The sequence below is a fragment of the Oscillibacter sp. genome, assembly GCF_040505565.1.
Taxonomy (GTDB): Bacteria; Bacillota; Clostridia; order Oscillospirales; family Oscillospiraceae; genus Oscillibacter.
The window spans coordinates 135,719-158,128 of the sequence record NZ_JBEUWZ010000012.1; the positions used below are offsets into that span (position 1 = coordinate 135,719).

27 protein-coding genes and 1 pseudogene are annotated in these 22,410 nt (G+C 50.0%); 8 read left to right on the forward strand and 20 right to left on the reverse strand.

What is annotated here, in order from left to right; genetic code table 11:
• Nucleotides 1–91: 91 nt before the first annotated feature.
• The gene (locus tag ABWQ15_RS06535; RefSeq protein ID WP_353907990.1) at nt 92–991 is read left to right on the forward strand and encodes a glycerophosphodiester phosphodiesterase; all 900 of its coding nucleotides are present in this window, start codon (nt 92–94) and stop codon (nt 989–991) included.
• Here ABWQ15_RS06535 and ABWQ15_RS06540 read toward each other — a convergent pair.
• The 7 genes from ABWQ15_RS06540 to ABWQ15_RS06570 form a co-directional block, all read right to left on the reverse strand.
• A complete protein-coding gene (locus ABWQ15_RS06540; RefSeq protein ID WP_353907955.1) occupies nt 985–2,571 on the reverse strand; it encodes an S-layer homology domain-containing protein in 1,587 nt (528 codons plus the stop codon). The two genes, ABWQ15_RS06535 and ABWQ15_RS06540, sit on opposite strands and share 7 nt — an antisense overlap.
• A 799-nt stretch (nt 2,572–3,370) precedes the next feature.
• The gene (locus ABWQ15_RS06545; RefSeq protein WP_353907956.1) at nt 3,371–3,673 is read right to left on the reverse strand and encodes a DUF2087 domain-containing protein; all 303 of its coding nucleotides are present in this window, start codon (nt 3,671–3,673) and stop codon (nt 3,371–3,373) included.
• Nucleotides 3,657–4,016: a GIY-YIG nuclease family protein gene (locus ABWQ15_RS06550; RefSeq protein ID WP_353907957.1), complete on the reverse strand. Its 360-nt coding sequence runs from the start codon at nt 4,014–4,016 to the stop codon at nt 3,657–3,659. Before ABWQ15_RS06550 ends, ABWQ15_RS06545 begins: the two co-directional genes overlap by 17 nt.
• 34 nt (nt 4,017–4,050) lie before the next feature.
• Complete coding sequence (locus tag ABWQ15_RS06555) at nt 4,051–4,647, reverse strand: helix-turn-helix domain-containing protein (RefSeq protein ID WP_353907958.1); 597 nt, start codon at nt 4,645–4,647, stop codon at nt 4,051–4,053.
• A gap of 125 nt (nt 4,648–4,772) precedes the next feature.
• Nucleotides 4,773–5,441: a transposase gene (locus ABWQ15_RS06560; RefSeq protein WP_353907959.1), complete on the reverse strand. Its 669-nt coding sequence runs from the start codon at nt 5,439–5,441 to the stop codon at nt 4,773–4,775.
• Nucleotides 5,442–5,550: 109 nt separating this feature from the next.
• Nucleotides 5,551–6,264 (reverse strand): ATP-binding protein, encoded by a 714-nt coding sequence (locus tag ABWQ15_RS06565; protein ID WP_353907960.1) that lies wholly within the window; start codon nt 6,262–6,264, stop codon nt 5,551–5,553.
• Nucleotides 6,236–6,595 (reverse strand): hypothetical protein, encoded by a 360-nt coding sequence (locus tag ABWQ15_RS06570; RefSeq protein WP_353907961.1) that lies wholly within the window; start codon nt 6,593–6,595, stop codon nt 6,236–6,238. Before ABWQ15_RS06570 ends, ABWQ15_RS06565 begins: the two co-directional genes overlap by 29 nt.
• Nucleotides 6,596–6,703: 108 nt before the next feature.
• Here ABWQ15_RS06570 and ABWQ15_RS06575 point away from each other — a divergent pair, with 108 nt between their 5' ends.
• Together ABWQ15_RS06575 and ABWQ15_RS06580 are read left to right on the forward strand one after the other, a co-directional pair.
• The gene (locus tag ABWQ15_RS06575) at nt 6,704–7,249 is read left to right on the forward strand and encodes a PadR family transcriptional regulator (protein WP_353907962.1); all 546 of its coding nucleotides are present in this window, start codon (nt 6,704–6,706) and stop codon (nt 7,247–7,249) included.
• 72 nt (nt 7,250–7,321) lie between these two features.
• On the forward strand, nt 7,322–9,910 hold the full coding sequence (locus ABWQ15_RS06580) for an S-layer homology domain-containing protein (protein ID WP_353907963.1): 2,589 nt from the start codon (nt 7,322–7,324) through the stop codon (nt 9,908–9,910).
• Between the two features lie 157 nt (nt 9,911–10,067).
• On the opposite strand, the gene ABWQ15_RS06585 is transcribed toward ABWQ15_RS06580, so the two are convergent.
• From ABWQ15_RS06585 to ABWQ15_RS06640, 12 genes are all read right to left on the reverse strand, one after another.
• Entirely contained in the window at nt 10,068–11,321 is a 1,254-nt protein-coding gene (locus ABWQ15_RS06585) for a TrkH family potassium uptake protein (RefSeq protein WP_353907964.1), read from the reverse strand.
• A gap of 221 nt (nt 11,322–11,542) precedes the next feature.
• Nucleotides 11,543–12,208 carry a potassium channel family protein gene (locus ABWQ15_RS06590; RefSeq protein ID WP_353907965.1) on the reverse strand — a complete coding sequence of 222 codons (666 nt, stop codon included), beginning with the start codon at nt 12,206–12,208 and terminating at the stop codon, nt 11,543–11,545.
• Entirely contained in the window at nt 12,205–12,675 is a 471-nt protein-coding gene (locus tag ABWQ15_RS06595) for a potassium channel family protein (RefSeq protein ID WP_353907966.1), read from the reverse strand. The genes ABWQ15_RS06590 and ABWQ15_RS06595 overlap by 4 nt, the downstream gene beginning before the upstream one ends.
• 2 nt (nt 12,676–12,677) lie before the next feature.
• On the reverse strand, nt 12,678–13,082 hold the full coding sequence (locus ABWQ15_RS06600) for a hypothetical protein (protein ID WP_353907967.1): 405 nt from the start codon (nt 13,080–13,082) through the stop codon (nt 12,678–12,680).
• A gap of 159 nt (nt 13,083–13,241) precedes the next feature.
• Nucleotides 13,242–13,940, reverse strand: coding sequence for a response regulator (locus tag ABWQ15_RS06605; RefSeq protein ID WP_353907968.1), 699 nt, complete (start codon nt 13,938–13,940; stop codon nt 13,242–13,244).
• Nucleotides 13,924–15,456 carry a sensor histidine kinase gene (locus ABWQ15_RS06610; protein ID WP_353907969.1) on the reverse strand — a complete coding sequence of 511 codons (1,533 nt, stop codon included), beginning with the start codon at nt 15,454–15,456 and terminating at the stop codon, nt 13,924–13,926. Before ABWQ15_RS06610 ends, ABWQ15_RS06605 begins: the two co-directional genes overlap by 17 nt.
• Before the next feature lie 44 nt (nt 15,457–15,500).
• Nucleotides 15,501–15,944, reverse strand: a complete 444-nt coding sequence (locus tag ABWQ15_RS14120) for a hypothetical protein (RefSeq protein WP_502919109.1) — start codon at nt 15,942–15,944, stop codon at nt 15,501–15,503.
• Nucleotides 15,941–16,249 carry a hypothetical protein gene (locus ABWQ15_RS06620; protein WP_353907971.1) on the reverse strand — a complete coding sequence of 103 codons (309 nt, stop codon included), beginning with the start codon at nt 16,247–16,249 and terminating at the stop codon, nt 15,941–15,943. The genes ABWQ15_RS14120 and ABWQ15_RS06620 overlap by 4 nt, the downstream gene beginning before the upstream one ends.
• Before the next feature lie 288 nt (nt 16,250–16,537).
• Complete coding sequence (locus tag ABWQ15_RS06625) at nt 16,538–16,660, reverse strand: hypothetical protein (RefSeq protein ID WP_353907972.1); 123 nt, start codon at nt 16,658–16,660, stop codon at nt 16,538–16,540.
• A gap of 376 nt (nt 16,661–17,036) precedes the next feature.
• Complete coding sequence (locus ABWQ15_RS06630) at nt 17,037–17,801, reverse strand: polysaccharide deacetylase family protein (protein ID WP_353907973.1); 765 nt, start codon at nt 17,799–17,801, stop codon at nt 17,037–17,039.
• 158 nt (nt 17,802–17,959) lie between these two features.
• Nucleotides 17,960–18,268: a hypothetical protein gene (locus tag ABWQ15_RS06635; RefSeq protein ID WP_353907974.1), complete on the reverse strand. Its 309-nt coding sequence runs from the start codon at nt 18,266–18,268 to the stop codon at nt 17,960–17,962.
• 25 nt (nt 18,269–18,293) lie between these two features.
• Nucleotides 18,294–19,025 (reverse strand): transposase, encoded by a 732-nt coding sequence (locus tag ABWQ15_RS06640; RefSeq protein ID WP_353907975.1) that lies wholly within the window; start codon nt 19,023–19,025, stop codon nt 18,294–18,296.
• A gap of 181 nt (nt 19,026–19,206) precedes the next feature.
• Between ABWQ15_RS06640 and ABWQ15_RS06645 the strand changes: the two are divergent.
• The 5 genes and pseudogenes from ABWQ15_RS06645 to ABWQ15_RS06665 form a co-directional block, all read left to right on the forward strand.
• Nucleotides 19,207–19,491: pseudogene (locus ABWQ15_RS06645) on the forward strand (VOC family protein); the annotation flags it as partial.
• A gap of 231 nt (nt 19,492–19,722) precedes the next feature.
• A complete protein-coding gene (locus tag ABWQ15_RS06650; protein ID WP_353907976.1) occupies nt 19,723–19,872 on the forward strand; it encodes a hypothetical protein in 150 nt (49 codons plus the stop codon).
• Between the two features lie 86 nt (nt 19,873–19,958).
• Nucleotides 19,959–20,159, forward strand: coding sequence for a hypothetical protein (locus ABWQ15_RS06655; protein WP_353907977.1), 201 nt, complete (start codon nt 19,959–19,961; stop codon nt 20,157–20,159).
• A gap of 224 nt (nt 20,160–20,383) precedes the next feature.
• Entirely contained in the window at nt 20,384–21,016 is a 633-nt protein-coding gene (locus tag ABWQ15_RS06660; RefSeq protein WP_353907978.1) for an undecaprenyl diphosphate synthase family protein, read from the forward strand.
• A gap of 338 nt (nt 21,017–21,354) precedes the next feature.
• Nucleotides 21,355–22,065 (forward strand): hypothetical protein, encoded by a 711-nt coding sequence (locus ABWQ15_RS06665; RefSeq protein WP_353907979.1) that lies wholly within the window; start codon nt 21,355–21,357, stop codon nt 22,063–22,065.
• A 51-nt stretch (nt 22,066–22,116) separates the two neighbouring features.
• Here ABWQ15_RS06665 and ABWQ15_RS06670 read toward each other — a convergent pair whose 3' ends face one another.
• Nucleotides 22,117–22,335 carry a hypothetical protein gene (locus ABWQ15_RS06670; protein ID WP_353907980.1) on the reverse strand — a complete coding sequence of 73 codons (219 nt, stop codon included), beginning with the start codon at nt 22,333–22,335 and terminating at the stop codon, nt 22,117–22,119.
• Between the last annotated feature and the right edge of the window lie 75 nt (nt 22,336–22,410).

Consider the following 22,410-nt stretch of genomic DNA (forward strand, 5'->3'; position numbering starts at 1 on the left):
TTCCGCGTGCAAGAGGCTGCAGTCCGCATAAATATCACATGCATGCAAAAACTTTTGAAATCCGGCAAAGGACGGAGGCGGCATGTAAGTGATGAAAAATGGGCATGTTCTTCAAAAAGTGTGCGCAGCACTTTTTGCCCTGGCCTTTTTGTCTGTCTGGCTGTGTGGCATACGATTATGTCAGCCGCTCAAAAAGGCAAAGAACTGCGAAGTTGAAATCGTGGCACACCGGGGGGATTCTTTCCGTTTTCCGGAAAACACAATGGCTGCCTTTTGGGGCGCGGCAGAGGAAGGGGCCGATTGCGCCGAGTTAGATGTGCGCCAGACTAAGGACGGAGTCCCGGTAGTCATGCATGACAGTAATCTGATGCGCACCGCCGGAGTGAATCGAGAAATCTGTGAGGTTACTTATGACGAACTGCGTAGTCTGAAAGTAAAGAAAAACGGGGGCCTCTGGTCAGACCGAGAATCGATTCCCACTCTGCAGGAAGTATTGCGATTCCTCAAAGGAAGCGGTCTGATGCTGAACATTGAACTCAAACCGTGCCGGGGAGCCAGCTGCGAAAAAACCGTCGTGGATTTAATTTTGAAGGAAGATTTACAGGATCAATGCCTGATTGCCTCCAGCGATTGTGGAATTCTTCAGCGCGTGAAAAGCTATGCCCCCGAAATCAAAACCGTATATGTGGGCTGTGATTTTAAAAGCTGTCTTCTTCGGCTGCGGTGTGTGGATGCCATCAGTCTGAAAGCGGACTACGTGAGTGCATCGGTTGTGCAGTCTATTCATGCGGCGGGCAAACAAATTTATGTGTGGACCATTGATACAAAGCAGCTGCTGGATGAAGCGATTGCTTTAGGGGTGGACGGCGTCATCACCAACAATCCGGTGCTGGCGGTGCAGAGAACCTATTTTATTGAAAAACAGCCTGCGGTTAAGAAAGGCGATAAAGCTCTCCCAGTGCTTAATAACTGTCAGACCGCGATTCAGTGAACCGCCCGTTGTGAGAGGTCTATCCTTGTGATGATCGCGGCCGTTTCAGCGCGGGTTATGCTGTTTTGCGGACGGAAGCTTCCGTTGGCGTATCCGTTCAGGATGCCTTGCGTTTCAAGCGCGCTGATGGCGCCGTACGCCCAGGAATATTCGGTTTTCGAAACATCCGTGAACGTCTGTGCGGTACTGCTGTAACCGAGTATATTGTTGAGCATCACGGCCATTTCCGCGCGTGTAACCGGTCTGTCCGGCTTAAAGCAGTTCCCTCCGGTACCCGATACAATGCCGTATTTTCTCGCTGTATCAATATATCCCTGCGCCCAATGTCCGCCGCAGTCGGCGAAGGTAAAACTGCTTTTGGCGGGCGTCAGGCCGATCAGCCTCACGAGAATGGCCGCCGCCTGGGCGCGGGTAAGCGAGGCATAGGGGGAGAAGACGGTGGAGGAGACACCCTCCATCCAGCCGTTTACATGGGCCGTCAGAATGGCGTCTCGAGCCCAGATGCTCTGGACGTCGGAGAAGGTACAGCCGTTGAGCCAAAGCTTGTAGTAATCCCATGTCTGCGCTGTTTCCTGTCCAAGGCTCCAGCTGCCGGTGCCCTTAAGGTCATATTTCGTCACAAGGGCCAGTTCTGCCTTGAGAGCCTGCTCATTTGCGTACCAGATGACATAAGTGCCGGCGGAAAGTGTTAGGCCGTAGATCACGGGCTTTGTATCGGAAGCTTTCACCGTGATCGTTGCGCAGGCTGTCTGACTGACCTTGTCGAATGTCACCGTCCCGCCATATTTTACAATCAGTGTTTCTACCATCTCGTTGCTGACGCCGTTGCCATTCACAGAGCCGCCTCCAATTGACCAGATACGTCCGTAGAAAGGAAGGCCCAGAACGATCTTTTCCTTTGGTACTTGGCCCAGTGCGTATTTGATAGACCTCTCAACAAAGGACATGCTTGCGACCGGTCCCGGCTTGCTTCCGTAGTAGCTCTCGTCATAGGCCATGAGCATGAGATAGTCACAGTATTTGGCGAGTCCGGCGTAATCATAAGACCCGGCCCAGCCCGTCGTTGATCCATAGGGATTGGCTGGAACCGCGGCAATGATGCGTTTTCCGGCGGGGAGCTTGTCCCGCAGCAAGCGGGCAAATGCAACATAATCGCTCCGCTGGGCATCGGTCACATTTTCAATATCTATATTGACCCCGTCAAGCTTGTATTTCAAGACGGCCGCGGCGAGGTCGGCTGCCAGTGCATCCTTATTCTTCAGCGCAGCAATGCCTGTATCCCGGACCCAGTCGTTCGTGAGGTAAGGTACGACAAGAATTCCCTTTTCGTGCATTTTCGTAACAAAGTCGGTGCTCACCGCGGGTGTCAGCACGAGCTTTCCCTGTGTGTCCAGTGTAAAGTAGGCGGGCGCCACTTCGTTCAATGAGTTCTGCGTTCTGCTCACAAGCTTTGCATAATCCGAAGAATTCCCGAAGTATATGTACGACATGTTGAATTTATAATCCAGGGCGCCGGCCGGAAGTATAAATGCCAGGGTCAGCACCAGGACCAGTACGGAGCATACTCCTCTTTTTATCATATTTACCCCCTCTTATTAACAGTACTGCTAACACTGTACCGTTTCTGACAGGGTATTTCCATGTAAAGTATTTGACAGTATACCCAGAATCTTACAAATATTAAAATCTCATACACACCTGTTATTTTAGGTGCATCTTCCCCATGCACGCGGTATAAATATTGAATCTTCGGATTTTGCATTAGAGAGTGCTGTACAGATGCCGGAGGATTTCCCAACCGTTGTCAATTAACTGTCATCTGTAAGCGCGCAGCCCAAAATAAGCAAACGAGCCATTTGTTCAACAGTATCAGCAGATGGGCGGTAATCCTACTTTTGTGGGAAAACGGACGCTAATCACCGTGACAGCAGGAGCGGACCGCAATCTTCCGGACTGTATACCGTTTAACGCGCGTTGGTGCGAGGAACTTGAGTGTTGTGGACTTGCAGATGATCATTCCGTTGACTTTTTGTATAATTAGCCAGAACAATTGGGGCTATATCCACATGCGCTAAAGATATATTTTCACGAGGACCATGACGATCTACTGTTTGGGACAGGACGGGATCCGGAACCTGATATTGAGCAAATTCCGTCAAGTTTGCGAGAAACACGGAAGAAACCCGACAAGATTTGATCATTGAGCAAAAAAGGCCGCCGTTCTAAAGAACGGCGGCCTTTTTGTCCGCTTTTTTGACCATATGATTGGTGTTTGTAATGCCCCTCTCAGCCGTAAGGCTGTACCCGGTAGGAAGCATGTTTGTAAAATAGTAAAAATATGGTGCCCTGCTCCTCACATTCCGATCAATAGGATAAAATTCACGATTCATGATCAGGCTCCATTTCTTCTCCGGTAGTCTGCGCTCTCCAATAGCGGGAGCCGTCTCGTTCGCGGCTCAAAAGGCCGTGATCGACGAGTTCTCGCCGAAGGAGAAAGTAATCCCCAAAGGTGTGCCACAGGCTGCAGATACCGTTGACTTCACGTTCGGAATACGTGCGGCCCGGCTCAAATTTTTCGATCAGATATTCCAGCAGGGCGCGTCTCATTTTCTGTTTTTGTGGCAGCTGCGTGATTTTCCCGGAACCGTCAAGAAACTGTTTGATTTTAATGATCTGTTCCATGCGAGACTCCTTCCTGCCGATATTTTTCAAGCCATATTTCAAGGAGGGTCTTAATATCCTCCGAAAACTCATGTTCTGTCTGGGTTTCCTTCTGTTTCAGTTCCTCGAGAATGGCAAACGAGAACGATTGCGCCCCATATTCCCTCCACTCCGTCTGCACGGCCGGTTCCAGGCAGGAATTGGTTGACATGGAAAATGCGAACCTGTTTTTCTGGCCCGCCAAATTCGTTGTGGATTTTACCCATACGCGGCCATTACCGCTGCACTGGATGCGGTAGACACCGCCAATGGCAGCTTTCTCTTTATAGGCGTTTTTCAGTTCCTTCCGCCTCACAGAATCCATGGGGCAGCACCTCTTTTCCCTTTCCTTGATGTTTTTATAAGACATATAATCCGTGTCTGCTACAGCAGTAATAAAACCTTGTGCTGTATTTGTGCAGTAGCGGGCCCATTTTGGGCAGCCTTACAGAAGCTTCCTGTTCCGGGTAGAGTTTTACCAACAGGAGCTTTTCATTTGTGACAAATGCAACAAATGAGATATAGTGGTCTTTTTCCATTTCGTGTTGAAACGTAACGTAGAATTCTCCGTCTGTATCTTCTACCTTTGCCCGGTGCCCGCTGTCAGCGGTTTTAGCGGCAAGTGGCGACAGCCTGCGCCCACAGCAGGAGATCTCCGCATTGCCGGTATTTGTGATCACGTTCCCGCAAGTGGGACAGATGTAGAATTTCAGGCGCCTGAAGTTACCGGAATCGAGAGTATTCGGTTCCAGATTCCCATTCAGAATCTTTTCAATATTAACCTCGAACAGGTTGGAAAGCTCGCCCAGCAGGTTTACGTCGGGACAACCCAGGCCGCGCTCCCATTTTGAAATCGTTTTATCGCTGAGATTCATGCGATCGGCTAGCTGCTTTTGTGTCAAGCCCTTTTCTTTCCGCAAGTGAAAAAGCAAGGTACCTACTTTACTGCAATCCAATTTGATTCCCCCATCAAACATAGTGTAAGCGATTGCCGGAAAATAATCAATCAACGCTCCGTAGAGTTTTCGACGAGAGTTTAGCAAATTCCGTCACTCGGTTTTGCTTTCGAGTGTAATTAATGTCAACTGAACAAACCGCATTTTTCTTTTGTGAATAAAAGCGCTGACAAAAGCGAAAGCAGTTTAACAATGGCGCGCTGAATCTTTCTGAGATTCAGTACCAAAATGGACATGGCGACACTGTGGACGATAGTCTCTCGCAGTTTGGTCACAATCAGTCCCAGCCCACACTTGCGCTTGACCAGACTGAATCGCCGCTCTACTTCTACGCGCTCACATTCATCCAGAAAATCCTGCGTCTTGTTTCGGACTTCGTCCTTCTTCGGTCTGCCCAGCGCGGGACCGGAGAGCCGAATGCCGTGCTCCTTACAGAATCGCAGGTTCTCTCGGTTCCGGTAAATCTTGTCCGCTATCTTTTCAGTGTTTTCCCGCGATTCATTCAGCAGCGACGCATCCTGCAGGTAACAAATATTGGAGGGTGCACAAGCGGCGTCCACGATCATCGTACCGTCGTTGCCGCTATCTCCATGGTCGTCATCATCGTGTTTTTCAAACTCAACGGTGCTGAGAATTATCTCGTTAATTTCACCCAGAACCTCCGTCGTCAGGCGCTTGCGGAAATACACCATCAGGGACGGGTCAAAGGGCAGATGCCCATCGTCATAGCTGGGATAGCCGCAGAAGTACTGCAAATACGGGTTTTCCTGAATCGGTTGCGCATCCTCGGGCATCCGGCCAAAGTTCGCATCTTATCCAGCCAGATGTGGCATGACATCCGGCCGGCAGTGACAGCCGGGTTTGTGTAGTGACTCCGTTTCGTTTTTTTGCAGTATAGCACGGTCATTCGGCTGTGTCACCAGTGGGATGCAATTTTTCAGAATCGATGCGCATGGTCGGGCCGCTCAGTTCGAAGCGGAAGGAATCGGTGATGAGTCGGTCCATGATGGCGTCGGCGATGGCCTTGTCGGAAAACGTGCCGTACCACATGCTGACCGGAAGCTGTGCCGAGATTGCAATCGCCTGCTTCTGCGCCCGCCGTTCATCCACGACTTCATACAAGTCCAGGCAATGCAGAGGCTGCAGCGTTTCAAGCCCGAAATCGCCCAGGATCAAAAGATCTGGCCTTTTTTGATCGTCGATCAGCTTTTCACAGCTGCCGTCGCCGCGCCCGACAGACAGGTTCAAGAGCCGCCTGCTCATCTTGTAGCATCGGACGGTCATACCCGCCCGGCAGGCTTCCCACCCGAAGACGCTGACCAGATAGGTCTTTCCTGCGCCGGTAGGACCGGTAACCAGCAGATTCCGCCCATCCCAGATCCATTGCAGATTGGAAAGCCGCGCCACCTGGTTCTTGTCCAGCATTCGCTCCGGCCTGTAGGAAAGGTCGGAGGGCGTCGCCGCCGGGTCGCGCAGGTTTGCTGCGTGAAGCAGCCGTTTTAGCCGGGCATTCTGCCGAGAGAGCCACTGAACGTCCACAATCATGGCAAGATGTTCTTCAAAGGTCAGCTCGCTTATCCCGCTAGTTTCAATCTGACGGCGGAATTCGGCAACCATAGCCGCCTGTTTCATGGTCTGGGGTTGGCTTTGCCGGTGAAATGCTGCCGGTATCCCGTCCGTTCTTCAGAATGTTCCGGATGGTGGTGTAGCTCACCGCGTGCATACCAAGCACCATGCCGCAGGCATCTTCGAGACGTTCATTCCCGTAAGTCTGACTCATCTGGAGGATACACATACGGGAACGATACGCCTGTTCTTCGACGACTTGCTGTTTCAAGAGCCTGTCTATGACAGCGGTGGTGTTTTCTCCGATCTTATTGGCCCAATCGGTATATCTGCGGCCGTCGAACCCGTTGAATTTGGCCTGATGCCGGTGATTGGGCGGCATAACGTAAATCTCTCTTTACACAAAAAAACGGGATACGAAAAAACAGCAAATTGAAATATAGCAAAAATAATAAGAACAGAACGATAAACAAATTGACAAAATGTGTCGATGAAGCCGCTGTCCGGTTATGACATCAAAAAGCTTTTCAATATGTCAGCGGCATATTTCTGGCCTGCGGATCAGGCGCAAATATATCGGACACTTAAAAAGCTTGAGAGTGATGGCCTGATCGAGGTGAGCGGTTTCGAACAGAATGCCGGATCAAGCAAAACGCTTTATACGATAACGGAACAGGGACGGGAGATCATGCGAAGCTGGCTTCTCAACCCCAAACCGTCTGATTTCGTTGCGCGTTTGCCTTTTTTGGTACAGCTTTTCTTTTCAGGGGCTCTGAGCCGTGAAGAACTCCTCGAATTCATTGACGCGCAAGTGGAGCTGAACAACTCCCTGCATAAAAAGCTGAGTGAAAACTATGTCGAGAACGAAAGCGCCTTTGCCGAAACCGCAGGACTCGACAAGGACGACCCACGTTATTTATCGGCGGTGTGGGCATGCAGATGGAGCGTTTTGAGCTGCGAGACATATACAAAGCTGCTTACTGACATAAAAGCGGAAATTCTGACGGGTACGGATAGTCAAAATTCGGATGAATAAGTGATAAGAGGGGGATACAAAAAGGCAGAGATAATACGAAGAAAATCCAAGGCAATCGTTCTGGCGCTGGCTATGGTGGTCAGCCTGCTGCCGGCAATGACGCTTCCGACGAAAGCGGCTGATGTCACGACATCATTTAACGGAACATTAACCACGGTCAACAGCTTTTATCGTCCGAGTCTTAATACTACTAACGGCGTAGCCGGTACGGTTGTTGTAGTTGGCCCGCAGGTTGATTCTAACTATCGGTTAGACGGCGGTGCCATATATGCAACCGAAAACAGTTTGTATAACTACTTTACAATTAACTTTACCCCGGCCGAGACAGGCAATTACACCTTCACGGTGACCTCAACCACACTTTCGACGGTCTCTGGCGGCGCAACCGACGATACGACGATGTTTATTTACTTGGCAAACGAATTCGATCCCGCTGGGACTATTACTAAAGATGCAAATGGTAACGTGTCGGATGCCAGCGGCCCATTGAGCGGACTTATGTACGCGCAGGATGATATTGCATATATTGCTCCTAACGATGTCTCAAACAACCTCAAGTCGCGGATCGCCAGCGGCGACAATACGGCAGAAACAGGTTACAAGGTGGGTCAGTTCGATGCCGGCACGACCTATACGCTTGTTCTCACCAGCTATCAGTCAGATGTAACCGGAACTATAAATGTCGATATAACCGGTCCCGGTTCGGTTACCATTTCGAAAAAAAATTACACCTCAGGTTACGCTCCATTGCCGACGGTGACGACGCAGGCGGCAAGCAGTGTTTCTTCCACCGCAGCGACGCTGAACGGTACGATAAACGCCAACGGTGTCAGCACGACTGTAACCTTTGAATACGGCACAACTATGAGCTACGGCTCAGCCGTTGCTGCAACGCCAAGCCCCGTCACAGGGACTGACGTAACAGCAGTAAGCTGCGCCCTATCGGGCTTGACACCAAATACCACATATCATTACAGAGTCGTTGGAACTTACGAAGGCGGAACAGAAAATGGCTCTGACTTAACGTTTTCGACCGACGTAACTCCGCCGACGATCTCCAGCGCATCAAGAGACAGCGACACGCAGATTACAGTGACGCTGAGCGAAGCGTGCCAGAACCTCGCCAAGCCGAACAACGGCGGCTTCACGGTAACCAAGACCGGCACGGCGACGACCTACGCGGTAAGCGCGACGGCGCAGGGTACGGATAGCAGCCATGTTGTGCTGACAGTGGCCGACATGGGCACGGCGGCGGGTGCAGGTGTCACGGTCACCTATGCCACCGATACGAACGGGACCATCGCCGACGCGGTGGGCAACGCCCTTGCGACTAACAGCATTGGAAAAGCTATAACAGCATGGGCAACTTCAGGGGGAGGAACAAGTTCCTCCGGCTCCACCACCAATAACGGCGCGGCGGTTATCGTCAACGGTGAGACAAAAACCGCGGGAACCGCACAAACAGCGACCAATTCCAGCGGCCAGACCACTACGACCGTAACCGTGGATACGAGTAAGCTTGAGAACATTCTTGCCAGTCAGGGTACCGGTGCGACCGTGACCATCCCAATTACGGGCAATTCCGACGTAGCGGCAGGTACTCTTACCGGCGCAATGGTCAAGAATATGGAAACCAAAGATGCGACGCTGGTTGTGCAGACGCATTCCGGTACTTACACGCTCCCCGCTTCTGAGATTAACATCAATGCGGTTTCACAGCAGCTCGGAACAAGCGTGGCTCTTTCGGATATCAAGGTAACCGTCAGCATATCCGTGCCGTCGGCTTCGATGACAAAGGTGATTGAAAGTGCCGCTCAAGACGGTGGCTTCACGATCATGGTTCCGGCAGTGGACTATACCATTACCTGTGCACACGGCAGCCAGACAGTGAACGTCAGCAGTTTCAACGCTTATGTGGAGCGAACGATAGCCATACCATACGGTGTTGACCCAACGAAAATTACCACTGGCGTCGCTGTCGACCCAGATGGAACCACACATCATGTCCCGACTAAAGTAACAGTCATAAACGGCAAATACTACGCAGTCATCAATAGCCTGACCAACAGCACCTACTCCGTTGTGTGGAATCCCGTTGAATTTTCCGATGTGACCAACCACTGGGCAAAGACCGCCATCAATGACATGGGTTCCAGAATGGTTGTGAACGGTGTTGGAAACAACAATTACGCCCCGGATAGGAATATGACGCGCGCGGAGTTCGCGGCCATTATGACCAGGGCACTGGGATTGGAGCCGGGAACGGGCGCGAGCGGCTTCGGCGACGTTGCTTCCACAGACTGGTGCTGCGGCTACATAAAAACAGCGGCGGCCTATGGTATCATCAAGGGCTATGATAACAGGAACTTTAGACCAAATGATACAATCACCCGCGAACAGACAATGGCCATGATTGCGAGAGCCATGACGATTACAAAACTGAGCGCCGGACTGACCGACAGTGAAATCAACCAGCTTCTGAGTACCTTCTCAGATCGGGAATCTGCTTCCACATATGCAAAAGGAAGCATAGCAGCCTGCCTCAAGGCCGGAATCATATCAGGTACAGGCGCGACAACGATTTCACCGAAGGCCAATATTACACGCGCTGAAGTCGCGGTCATGGTCGCAAGGTTACTGCAAAAATCAAATCTAATATAAACGCTTATGATAGACAGGAACAAGGCGTATCGCTCGGATGGCGATACGCCTTGTTCCTGTTACATTCTGTGCGAACCTAACGAGAGACCGATAAATGAAATGACATATGCCTACTTGTAATTTGGAACACAAATAGATTGATGGATTTTAGTAAACATTATTTCTTTCCAATTTTTTGCTTGAGTATTGAGATTCCAGAGTACACTCCGATCAGCACAATGAAAATTTCCAGACGTCCAAGTATCATTCCGAACATTTCCACGATCAGCGTCGCCGTACCGGTGGTGGGTGTGGTAAGGCCGATGGACAAACCCACAGTTCCCAGCGCTGACGCAAACTCAAACATCGCCTCGGTCAGTGAGCAGCCGGCAGTTACGGTGAGGAGCAATGCGCCAAGGATAAAAAGGCTGAGATAACATGCCACAAAGCCGGTTGTATCCACCGCCAGTGTTGCGTCAATCGTAGTTTTCCCCTGTGCTCTGATGTAATAGGGCGTTTCGACATTCCTGGGCGGCAAAAGCCGCTTCCGTATGTTCTGCATGGTGATACGCAGCATGAGGTAAACGCGGGAAATCTTGATGCCGCCGGCTGTCGATCCGATCCCGCCGCCAACGAGCATCATCAAAATCAAAACGCCGATTGCAAGCGGAGGCCAAGAAGTATAGCTCATACTGGAATAGCCCGTTGTGGAAAGCGCCGATGAAACATCAAACAAGGCCCGACGAAACCCTTCTCCAAATCCCATATCAAGCCCGCTGATCAGTGAAATTGCGGTAACTGGGACAAAGATGAGAAGCAGAAGGAACATAAATTTCACTTCACTGACCCGAATGGCCTGCCGCCATTTCCTTCTTACCAGCAAAAGCAAGACTGCAAAGTTTGTTGTGCCGATTAACATCAGAACGATGGTTATGATCTCAATGGGAAAGCTGTTATACTCTCCGATACTGTTCAGCTTCGTTGAAAAACCGCCGGTTGACAGCGCGCACATCGTATGGTTGATCGAATCAAACAAGCCCATCCCGGCGATTATGTAAGCCACCGTGCCGACAAGCAGAAATCCGTTATACATCAGGCAAATTGTCTGTGCCGTTTTTTTCAGGTTGGGCATAAGCTTATCGGGATGGCCTTCCGCGTTGTACAGATTCATGGACTGCTTATCCTGCACCAGCATGACCATCATCATCACAAACCCCAGGCCGCCGCAGAATTGCATAAAACTCCGATGGAACAGGAAAATGTGCGGGGTTACCGACACGTCCATCACGGAAAGACCGGTGGTCGTCCATCCGCTGACCGCTTCAAACAGCGCCTGTACAAATGTGAGCTGTCCACTCATGACAAAGGGGAGGGCTCCAACCAGGACGCCCCAGCCCCATGCAAAAAGGACGGTCAGGCTGCCGCGCTGCATGGAAGAGCGCCATTCAAATTTTGAGTCATCCTTTCTCCCAACCAAGCAGGCAATTGCGCCTATTGCAGCGGAACTGAGGGAAGGAATTATAAACGAAAGCCCGTAAGACCTATCCTGGGGGTAAAACGGAAGAATGATCAGCGGCACAGCTACAAGCAGACCAATCATCAGCATGAGCTTTCCAATATTGTTGCGATTTGAAAAATTGCGAATCAAGTTGCTCACCGTCCTGTCAATTCCTTAATGGCCGCCATTTCCTGCTTGTCGGAAGAGATCAGAACAAGCATATCTCCGGCCAGAATACGGGTGTCCCCTCTTGGCACCATGGTCGTATCGCCGCGGAGAATGCAGCCGATAATCACCTGTTTCGGAAGATTGATCTCCCACAGTTTTTTTCCAACAGCCGGTGCGGTACCGGGAATGGGGACCTCGGCGATACTGACACGCCCCTCCCCGATCGGAACCAAGGTGGCGATTTTATCCACAAAAGCCTGCTGCTCAATGATGCCGGTAATGGCCGTAATCGCGCAGACAACGCTGTCTATCCCCATCCTGTAAAAAAAGTCTGTCTTTTTCGGGTCCGTCAAAAGAGCGACGGTCTTCTTTACATGGAACTTCTTTTTGCAAAGCTCACAAATGACCAGATTGTCCTCGTCTTTGGAGGTCAATGCAATCGCAATATCCGCGTCGCCTGTACTCGCGTCCTCCAAGACAAATGGCCTTGTGCCGTCTCCGTTAATAACGGTAAGCCTGTCAATCTCAGCCAACTTCAAACAATCCTCGTATGTATCATTGATAACTGTCACCTGATATCCTTTTTTTATGAGCGAAGCTGCAAGAGATTTAGCCTTGCTTCTTCCTCCAACCAGTAACACCTTTGTTTTCATTTCTTTTCCTCCTGGGAACCTTCCTCTGACAAGCCTGTTTCAGATAAGATTTTATCGATTTCCTTTGCGGATAATATAGCGGGGCAGATCGTATCAATTCCAAACTCGCGGTAAACGCACTCCCTTTCAGGATCGTAAAGTCTGGCAATCACGCGCTTTATCTGATACAATTCGCGGGCGATCTGGGCCACCATGATGTTTGCGTTATCGCTGTTTGTCACGGCGACAACGACGCTTGCTTTATGAATCTGTGCGTCCTGCAAAACTTCCAGATCTGTGGCGTCACCGGCCACAGAAAGCCCTCCAAAAGAGGGCGACAGCTTGCGGAAAGCATCTTTGTTTTTATCGATAATCAGAACATTTCCGCCCTCATCGGAAAGCGTGTTCGCGAGATTGGCTCCCAGTCTACCGCAGCCAATCACGATGGTATAATTTTCATCTGCTTTTTTATCCATGAGTAATTCCATATTTAGTCCCTCCTGACGAAATGACCGACTCCGTGCGCGTCGTATTCGACTTCATAGTTGTTTTGTTCTCCGGCCTTCTCTTCTACTTCACAATCGCTCTCATCGTATGCGCACTTGCCGCTGGAGTAAAATGTACCATAGCAGTCAAGATTTTGCCGTGCTGGTATGTAAGTAGGATCAAGTGCCCAGGCGGCGCGAAAATGCTTCATGGCTGTCAAGTGATCCCCCTTTTTTTCGAGCAGTATGCCGATCAGGTTATGCAGCTCCGGTGCATGAAGATGTTTTCCCATGGCACTGCGGATCAAGCTTTCGCATTTCTCATAGTCCTGTAAACGGATAAGTTCTCTTACTGTCACGCAGAGTTTGCTCAGTTCCTCCGCTTTTTCAGATAGTTCCTTCTGTTCCATTGCTCTATGCCTCCTTTGAAGCTGGTGGTTTTCTTTGCAGGATGATCATAGCAAGAAGACTGTGAGCGTGGTGTGAGAGGTCGCCAGTACCTGTGAGAAAGCTGTGAGGATGCAAAGAGGCCGCTTCGGAAATTCCGAAGCGGCCTCTTTTAAATCATTCTATTCGTCTGCGAGCCGGTATCCGACACCAATTTCCGTCAGAATGTATCGCGGCTTTGCGGGATTCTTTTCGATTTTGCGCCGAAGGGAGGCCATCAGCGTCCGAAGCGCCTGGGTGTCCGTACCATATCCGGCTCCATAAATCTCTTTGACGATATACTTTGTTGTCAACACCTTGCCGATATTCCGGAAAAACAAGACAAGCAGGTTATACTCCATCGGCGTTGTGTGCAGTTCGGCATCGTCAAGATACACCAAATGCTTATCGAAATCGATCCTGAGCCCGCCTACCGCAAGGCTTGTCTGTTGTTTAATTCCACCCGCTCTATGCAGGTGACGGATGGCAACTCGAATACGTGCCAAGAGCTCCGTGGCTGAAAAGGGCTTTGTCAAATAATCGTCGGCTCCACTGTCCAGCGCCGCAGCCTTTTCTTTGTCCTGATCACGAGCGGAAACGACAATGATCGGCATTTCCGACCACTCGCGAACTTTTTTGATGACCTCCATGCCGTCAAAATCCGGCAGGCCGAGGTCAAGCAGCATTAGGTCAATCTGTTCCGAAACGAGTGTGGACAGCGCGCCCTGAGCTGTCCCGGTGGTCAAATAGGGAAAACCCGCCTGCTTTAGGGAATAGCTGATAAAGTTTCTGATCTGCGAATCATCCTCGACAATCAGGATCTTTTCATTCCTGTTCTCCATGATTTAAGTCCTCCATCGGCAGCGTAAAGATAAACTCAGCGCCCTGCCCATCGGTACGGTTACGGCCCTCGATTGTGCCGCCGTGCGCCTTAACAATCGCCTCACAGATTGTCAGTCCCAAGCCCACGCCCCGCTGCGCATCCACTCCCCCCGAGCGGGTTGTGTAAAACATTTGAAAAATATTCGGCAATTCCGATACGGCAATTCCGCATCCGCGGTCGGCAACGGAAAACGCAGCGGAGTGTTTTTCTTCGCTTGCAGAAACGATGATTTCACAATCCGGCGGTGTATGCTTGATTGCATTGTCAAGTAAGTTAATCAGGACCTGTTCGATCAGCTTCGCATCCATGGGCACGATCAGTACTTCTTCGGGGACACTGACCATGATTTCGTATTCCGGGTACCGCTTCATAACGTGGCTGACCGCTCCGCCTATGACTTCCTCCGCAGCTTCGGGCTGCTTGGTAATCGTCAGCCTGCCGTCCTGCAAGCGGGTAAGACTTAAAATGTTCTCAACCAGCGAATGAAGCCAGTCCGCATCCTTGTGGATTCCCTGTGCCAATGAGTACCTTGGATCGGTATTGTCGGTCATATCCATGAGCATTTCAGCCGTGCCCATAATGCCAGATAGAGGCGTGCGAAGATCATGGGAAATTGCACGCAATAGATTGCCGCGGTATCGTTCCTGTTCTGTTTCCTCTCTGGATTTTTGCTGCTCCTGTGCGCTGCGAAAACGATCCATGGCAAGCGCCGCGCTTTCAATCATGGAACGTAGAAGACGCTTCAGCGGCTCGCTCATGGAAACAGCAGTTTCCCTGGGTATCCTCAGCACTCCTAAAATGGACTCTCTGCCATAGATCGGCCAATCGTAAAACTCTTCGCCCGCATCAAAAGCCGTCCGCAATCCCTCTATACGGTGCCTTATTTCAGAGGTATCGCTAACCTTGCGTCGAACCTGGTTCCCTGCGTTTTGCTGCTGGATAAAGCTTTGTTCCGGTTGGCCGTTTTCGTCAAAACACAGACAGGCGGCGCGGCAATTCATGATGCCGCTGATGGTATCCGTCGTAATGCTGGCAATATCGGATATGTCGGCAGCATCTGTCAGACGGTTTGTGAGTTGAAACAGGGCACTTGTTTCCGCTTCTTTTTCTTGGGCTTCCAAAGCGTTCTGCTTTACTTTTGAGGTCAGGGCACTGGTGATAAAAGCGGTAACCGTCATAATCGCAAAGGTAATCAGATACGACGGATCGTTGACGGAAAGCGTAAAGTATGGTTTTGTAAAGAAATAGTTAAACGCGCAGGTTGCAACGACGGATGCTGCGATTCCATAAACGTATCCCCGCGTCAATCTGGCAGTCATCAGGATGGAAAGGAGATAAACAATAACGATGTTTGCTTCAGGAAAACCGATCATTCGGAATATCCAGCCAATACTACTGGCGGCGGCAATCATCGCCACTGTTATCATTACATAACGGAAAACATTTTTACGTTCTTTGCTTTTTAAGATTGTCATTGCTCCTGCCTCCCTGTGTACGGCCACCGATCGGTTTATCCGCATTACTTGGAATCAGCCAAAGGTTTCCCTTTTTTACTGTACCGGCAATTCTCCCCGCAGCGCAATAATAATTTACCGTCCGGCTCGTGATGTTCAATCACCCCATGTGTGTTTTGCCTATTATATTTCATTATCTTAAAATATACAAATGCCTTTTCGACTAAAAAGCTGTCTGCCACGATATTTCCCAAGCACCCTTGAACAGCATTACCGCCCGGATGATGAATTACCCATGCTCCTCTATTATACATCGGTCCGCTGGCATGAGCAACCAACCCAGCATGCCAATCAACATTAATACCAAACGAGCCAACACCATCACGATAAAGGGCATTTCCAAGTCGATTTGTGGCACTTCTTGCGATACCAGAAGCAGTCAGTAAATCTTCAACATACGCTTCAAGCATATCATTGGAGACGCGAGCATTTTCATTGATGTAATTCACAAGCTTGAAAGCAGCACTTCTCTTAGTTCATACACTGCATTTGCGGCACTTGGGGTACCAACTTCCAAAAGCGCCTGTACACAGGTAATTTTCAGGGATTCGCTTTGGGTGTCCTGAAGAATTCCCTCAATAATAGAAACAACGTTTTCTGCCGTCAAAGAATTCACTTCTCCAATCAGTCGAGGCAAGAAATTTACTGCCGCGTCATAAAGAGCAGTTTCTTCCGCTTGATTCTGCAAAATCTGATTAACAACCGTATATGCATCGTTTGCATACTGATTGCAAAGCAATTTTGGAGAGATCACTTGCTCTCCATCACTTCCGTCTTCGATTAGTGTTTTTAGCTGATCCTCTACCCCTGCGGATGGATTTGAAAGGGATGACATTGCAATAATTGAAAGTCCACTATCAGGGTTAATTAGAGCCGACAGCGCCTCATCGACCTCTGCGGAATCGATGCTCCTAGCTCAGTCCTTTTTGCCGGTCGCTTCGGATATCCATCCAGTTTGCTCCTTCCATTTTGACACCATTTCCGCCTCCTCTACGGCAGGCAGATTCGAGTGTACCATATTGCATTCCTCTCCGCTGAAAACCTACATTTTTTGGCCGGCGTTTTCTTGCATTTTATCACTGGCGCTGACACCTTTCCGTTTGGTAAACAGGGCGACATAACGCTCCTCAATCTCCAGCCAGGGGATGGTCTGTGCCTTCTTCACCCAGCGGTTTTACTCCTTCAGATGCATCCCCACCGGCTGCCTGAAATCTACCAGACTGATCTGTCCCTTGCTGTATTCGTACATTCCCATCACACCCTTGTGCAAGTTTTTGGCCCATTCAGGCTGTTTCCTTTGCACCTATTATACCATATATAGGGCGCAAAATCTTGCGCTGCAAGCGGCATTGAATTATTCAGGAGACATTAAGCAAACAATTCTATTAAGGCAAAATCCCCCGTGAGAACCGCACTGGCTCCCACGGGGGGCGTTTTATTCTGAGGCAACAAGTAACCGCCTCTATCCACTGCCATTATGTAATACTTGTATGAGGACTTGCTCCGTTCTGCATTATCGCATTTGGCAGGTCCAAGTGAGATTATTTTACGGAATTCCGGTCCGTCGGAAGTTCTTCGTACCTTGCCTGCTCAGAGCCGGTAATTCGCTTATAGGCAACGCCGTTTTCAGGCGTAACGCCTTTTTGCTGGAACAGCTCATCCACCGTAACAAAGGAGAATCCTTTTTTCTTTAACCCATAGATAATGGGCTTCACCGCGTCCAGGTTGTATTGTGTGGTATCGTGCAGCAAAATAATGTCGCCATCCTTGGCGTTGGATAGGACGAAACGCGCCATCTTTTTACCAGGTACCTGTTTTCCCGCGGCAGGGTCCAGCGTCCAGAGAATTACGGGCGCATCAATGCTGGCGAGCACGTTGCAATCTCGGGCGCCAAAGGGAGGACGAACCAAAAAAGAGGTTTGCCCTGTGATATCGGTTAAGGCGCTATCGGTCCGGTTAAGTTCCGAGCGGATTTCGTCAGCAGAAAGTCCCGTCAGTTTTACGTGGTCGAAGGTGTGGTTTCCAATCTGCTGACCATCCTCCACCATCTCTTGAACCAGAGCGCGTTTTCCCGGTAACCACTCCCCCACAAGAAAAAATGTGGCTTTTATATCCTCGTCGTCCAGAATTTTTAGAACCTTAGGTGTAAACTCCAGACTTGGTCCATCATCAAAAGTCAGGGCAACCAGCTTCGGCTCGGCGGACACAGCCGCGGATATTTGATAGCTAAGCAGAAGCATCATACAAACCATTATCCCTGCCATACGGGTGAACCATGTTTTTTGCATAGAAAAGATCTCCTTCATTCTGGTATCTTGGAATCCTTTTATCAGACGACGCATCAGATGGAAAAGTTTCAGATCTCTGCGAATTATCCACAGCGATTCTAAAGAAATGAAATACGGCTAGCTTCACAGGCCCCGGTAATATTGCCACAGGCTCGGTTGCGCTGCAAATGCGTGGTTTACACTCTGTCATATCTCTTTAAAGTCACGTTTAAACTTCTCGCGTATGATACGAGCATCCTCAAAGGAGCGAGCCACCTGCGAGGTACAAAAACTTTTTCACTTTTCTTCTCTTTTTTCCCTAAAAAGCAAGCCCGCCTCCAAGGCCTTATCCTCAGAGGCGGGGTTCTGTTACATATTATACCCCGGCTTGCATGCTTCGGTAAGAGGTCCAGATGATATTCATCGTTCAGACTGTCGCGGACCCAGCCTTCCGGAAGCAAAAGCCCGCCTGATTCCAACCACTTTTGATACTTGCCTTCAGCCACAGCGGGCTTACCTCCTATTATAATGTCAACTGAGCAAAGGTTGTTTTTCTCGTGGTAGCATCAGTAGCGAAAAAAGTGTAAGCAACTGCAAAAGGGCGCACTGAATCTTTTTGAGATTCAACACCAGAATGGACATGGTAACACTGTGGGCGATGGTTTGGCGCAGTTTGGTCATAATCAGCCCCAGGCCGCATTTGCGCTTGGCCAGGCTGAACCGCCGTTCCACTTCCACACGCTCACATTCATCCAGAAAATCCTGCGTCTTGTTTTGGACTTCGTCCTTCTTCGGCCTGCCCAGAGCGGGGCCGGAGAGGTGGATGCCGTGCTCCTTACAGAACTGTAGATTCTCCCGGTTCCGGTAGATCTTATCCGCCAGAATCCGGCTGGGATAGTACCCCTCCCGTTCCCGGAATCGCTCTGCCATCGTCGGCAGGTTTCCCGCTTCGTTGTAGGCGTCAAAGGAGAAGCACTCCAATCTGGTCCAGCCGTTCACCACACTGATGTCCAGCTTCGCGCCGAATTCTACGGGCTTTCCCGCCTTGCCCCGCACAATGGGGCGCAGGAACGGCCGGCTGACGTTGACGATCCGGTCCGGAACCGTGTGGCAGCGGTGGTCGTACATGTACTTCTGCCGTTTGTAAAGCGTGCGGATTACGGTGAGACGGTCGGTTTTTTGCTGGGAAAGCGTTCTGTCCAGAGCAAGCTTTTCTGTCAATGGCGGCAAGGTTTCGTGCCAGATAGCGCAGCTGTTTCCCACCCTCCTTGCGGATCTTCTTCGCCGTCTTCTTACGGCTGCGGCTGAACTGCAGGAAATCTCGATGAGCTTGAGCGCGGTGGGTACAGGGCTTGCGGCCATCGGCCGGATCATGCAGCTCGTCCAACAGCTTTTCCGTATTTCCCCGGGCCTCGTTGAGCAGTGACGCGTCCTGGGGATAGCGGATGTGGGTGAGCGCAAGGAGGCTTCCGATGGCAGCTATATCATCGTTTTTCTGGGGGACGGGAAGACCGACTTCCGTCTGGAGCTGACCTGGCTGAGGGACCATCCCCAGAAATATGATCTGGGCGAGTGCGAGTTCCATCTGGCCCTGAGAGCCGAGAATTATGCGGCAGAGCACGCCCGCCACGAGAAGATGGGCTGCATCTGTTTTGAGAATGCCAAAATGGGGATCTATTTCATCGAGGACCCGGACGGGTATTGGGTTGAGATCATTCCCACCCGGTAAGAGGACAGAGACGCCGCTTCCTGTCTTGCGGCATACACACCGTCATGGCAATGACATTAAGTTAAGATTCGAAAATATCTGCTCCATATGCGAGGAGCAGATATTTTTTTGCGAACAACCGTGAAAATATTTAAAACAGATTAGTGACGCATTTATTAAAAGGTATGGTCAAGTTCTTCGCCGCGAACATAATTTTATTGATTTCAGCCATCATATTGTCGAGGTGATATGATGGATCAACGCAATAGGGACCCGAAAAAGCGCACTCTTTCCGACGGTGATAAGCCTATCCCGAAAGACATTTATCCTGCAATTGATACGGATCTTGCGCGGGACAATCTCGAAAATAACATTCCCGCGGCTGATCTGGAGGACCTGTAAATTTTCACAGCTTCGGTTTTAAGATGAAAAAGGACACGGCTGTCTGCCGTGCCATAAACTGCAACATTATTGTAGGAGGTGATTTTATGGCAAAGAAGGGCATGGCGCGTCCCGACTGGACGCATACGCAGCCCCGTAATGACGTTCCCCCTGTCCCTGAGCTTCACGGCGAGGCGAAGAATGGGAAGGAACATGCAAAGCCCGTGATCGGGGATACCAGCGGCCCGGAACTGAAGGTATATCACCAGCTCAAGGGCGACGGCTCTGTCGGTACCCCCAATCCCTGACGGAAGCTCCGCCCGGAAGTCCCGGGCGGAGCCTTTCATCTAAATTCAGCCGGTTAAACCGCCCGGCTTCTTCTCGCGCGGTTCACTGGGAGATGTCGAAACAGCTCGGTTTGGTGGCAGGCTCATTCCGTTCCATAATTCCTTCATAAAATTCTGTACAGGTTAATACGTTAGAAAGTGGACAAGATATTATACATATAAATTATTAGTAGGGAAGGAATTATATGGAGTCGTTTAAAAGATTGCCAACTCATATCGGAATAATCCCTGACGGAAATAGAAGGTGGGCCGTTAAAAACGGACTTCTGAAGAAAGACGGATATGAACATGGGATTCAGCCGGGGTTTGAACTTTATGAGATGATGCTTGCGTACGGGATAAAGGAAGCTACATTTTACGGATTTACCAAGGATAATAATAAGAGAGCAAAAGATCAGCGGGATGCCTTTACCCAATCCTGTGTGGATGCAGTTCGGCTTTTAAGCGAAAAAGATGCGAACCTATTGGTCATTGGCAATACCGAATCCCCCGCCTTTCCCTTAGAACTTAAAAAATTCGCGAATAAAAGAGTCCATTTTGGGCGAGGCCTGATTAATATAAATTTTCTCGTAAACTATGATTGGGAATGGGATCTGAATAATCTGATTGAGAATCGAATTTTGAAGTCGTCTGAAATTCCCCGTGTCGATCTGATTATAAGATGGGGCGGGTGCAGACGCTTGAGCGGATTTTTACCTGCCCAATCCGTTTACGCGGATTTTTATATAATCGACGATTACTGGCCGGATTTTAAAAAAACGCATTTCCTTGACGCATTGAGATGGTATCAAAACTGTGATGTAACTCTGGGCGGTTAAAAATTTCTCCCATGCTGATTCGTAGCGTTGGCTGCATAGTGAACCCCGCCTCTGAGGATAAAACCTTAAAGGCGGGGCTTTTTATTGAAAAGGATCACATGGACATGGAGCTGCACCCGTCCGCGCAGGAAGCGCACTCTGCCACACACTTTTTGCAATGGTCGTCTAGGAAGCTGCCTAAAAATAGTTCGTTTTGCCAAGTACCTAATACTTGGCACGTGTTTTCAAAGTTTGATAGTTGTATTTTCTGGTCAAGTTGTATAAAAATACTTCCAAAATTTAAGCTACTTTTCAGAATTTGGTTCTATAGTATTTCATATAAAAGGAGGCAAAAGTAAATGAAACTCAAAAGCATAATTTCTCTTCTATGTGTCACGGGACTTATGGCAATGGCGCTGGCCGGATGCGGAAGCAGCAGCGCTGGCACGTCAAGTGCTGCAAGTACGGCGAGCAAATCCGCTTCCGCCAGTACGTCCACTTCCAGCAAGTCCAGCAGTTCCGAGGTTATCGGACAGGTGCAGAGCGTCAGCGATAAGACGGTCACTCTGCTGCTGGGAGATCTGACGGATGCCGGGCAGAATCAGAACGGCGCGCCGCCACAGTCGGCCGGCAGCAGCTCGACCGACGCAAGTCTAAGTTCCTCTCCGAATAGCTCCCAGGTTCCCTCAAACGCACAGCCGGGCCAACAGCCCAGTGGTCAACAGTCCAGCGACCAACAGTCAAGTGATCAGCCTAGCAAGCCAGATGGGAAGCAGCCCGATGCCGTGCAGCCTGGCGGTGCGAAAACTTTCACGGCGGGTACGGAAACGACTGCCATTACGTTGACGAATGGTACGGTAATTAAAGTCGAAAGCGTTACCGGAGAGACTGACGGATCAATAGCCGATGTCAAGGAAGGTGCTGTTCTGGACGTTACTCTAGGTGACAATAACGCGGCCACCACGGTCATTGTCAAAAATGTAATGCCGGATAATTTGACAGCCCCGGATCATACAAACGCAGGTGCCCCTGGTGCCAGCAGTTCTGCCGCGCAGTCCACCAACAGCTGAACCATACATAGCGCATGCCCGCCCCAGGGATTACTCCAGGGGCGGGCACATTTATATAATCCGGTAGACAGGCAGCTTAGCCACGCGATACACAGCGGTTTTATATTTTATTCTTGCACGATGGTTCTTTAAGACTTTTGTAACAGTCTGCGCTTTTTTAGTTAACATATTATCGGTATGATCATAGTTGCAAGGGACAAAAATTTTTTCATCCAATCTCCTTATGGGCAGGCCGGACGCTACATAGCGTCCGGTTTGTTCTGCTTTCAAGGCTCTCCCCATATAAATGCAGGGGATATGATATTTTTTGTGAGCATTGAATATATTGGATGGGAAAGGAGCGGG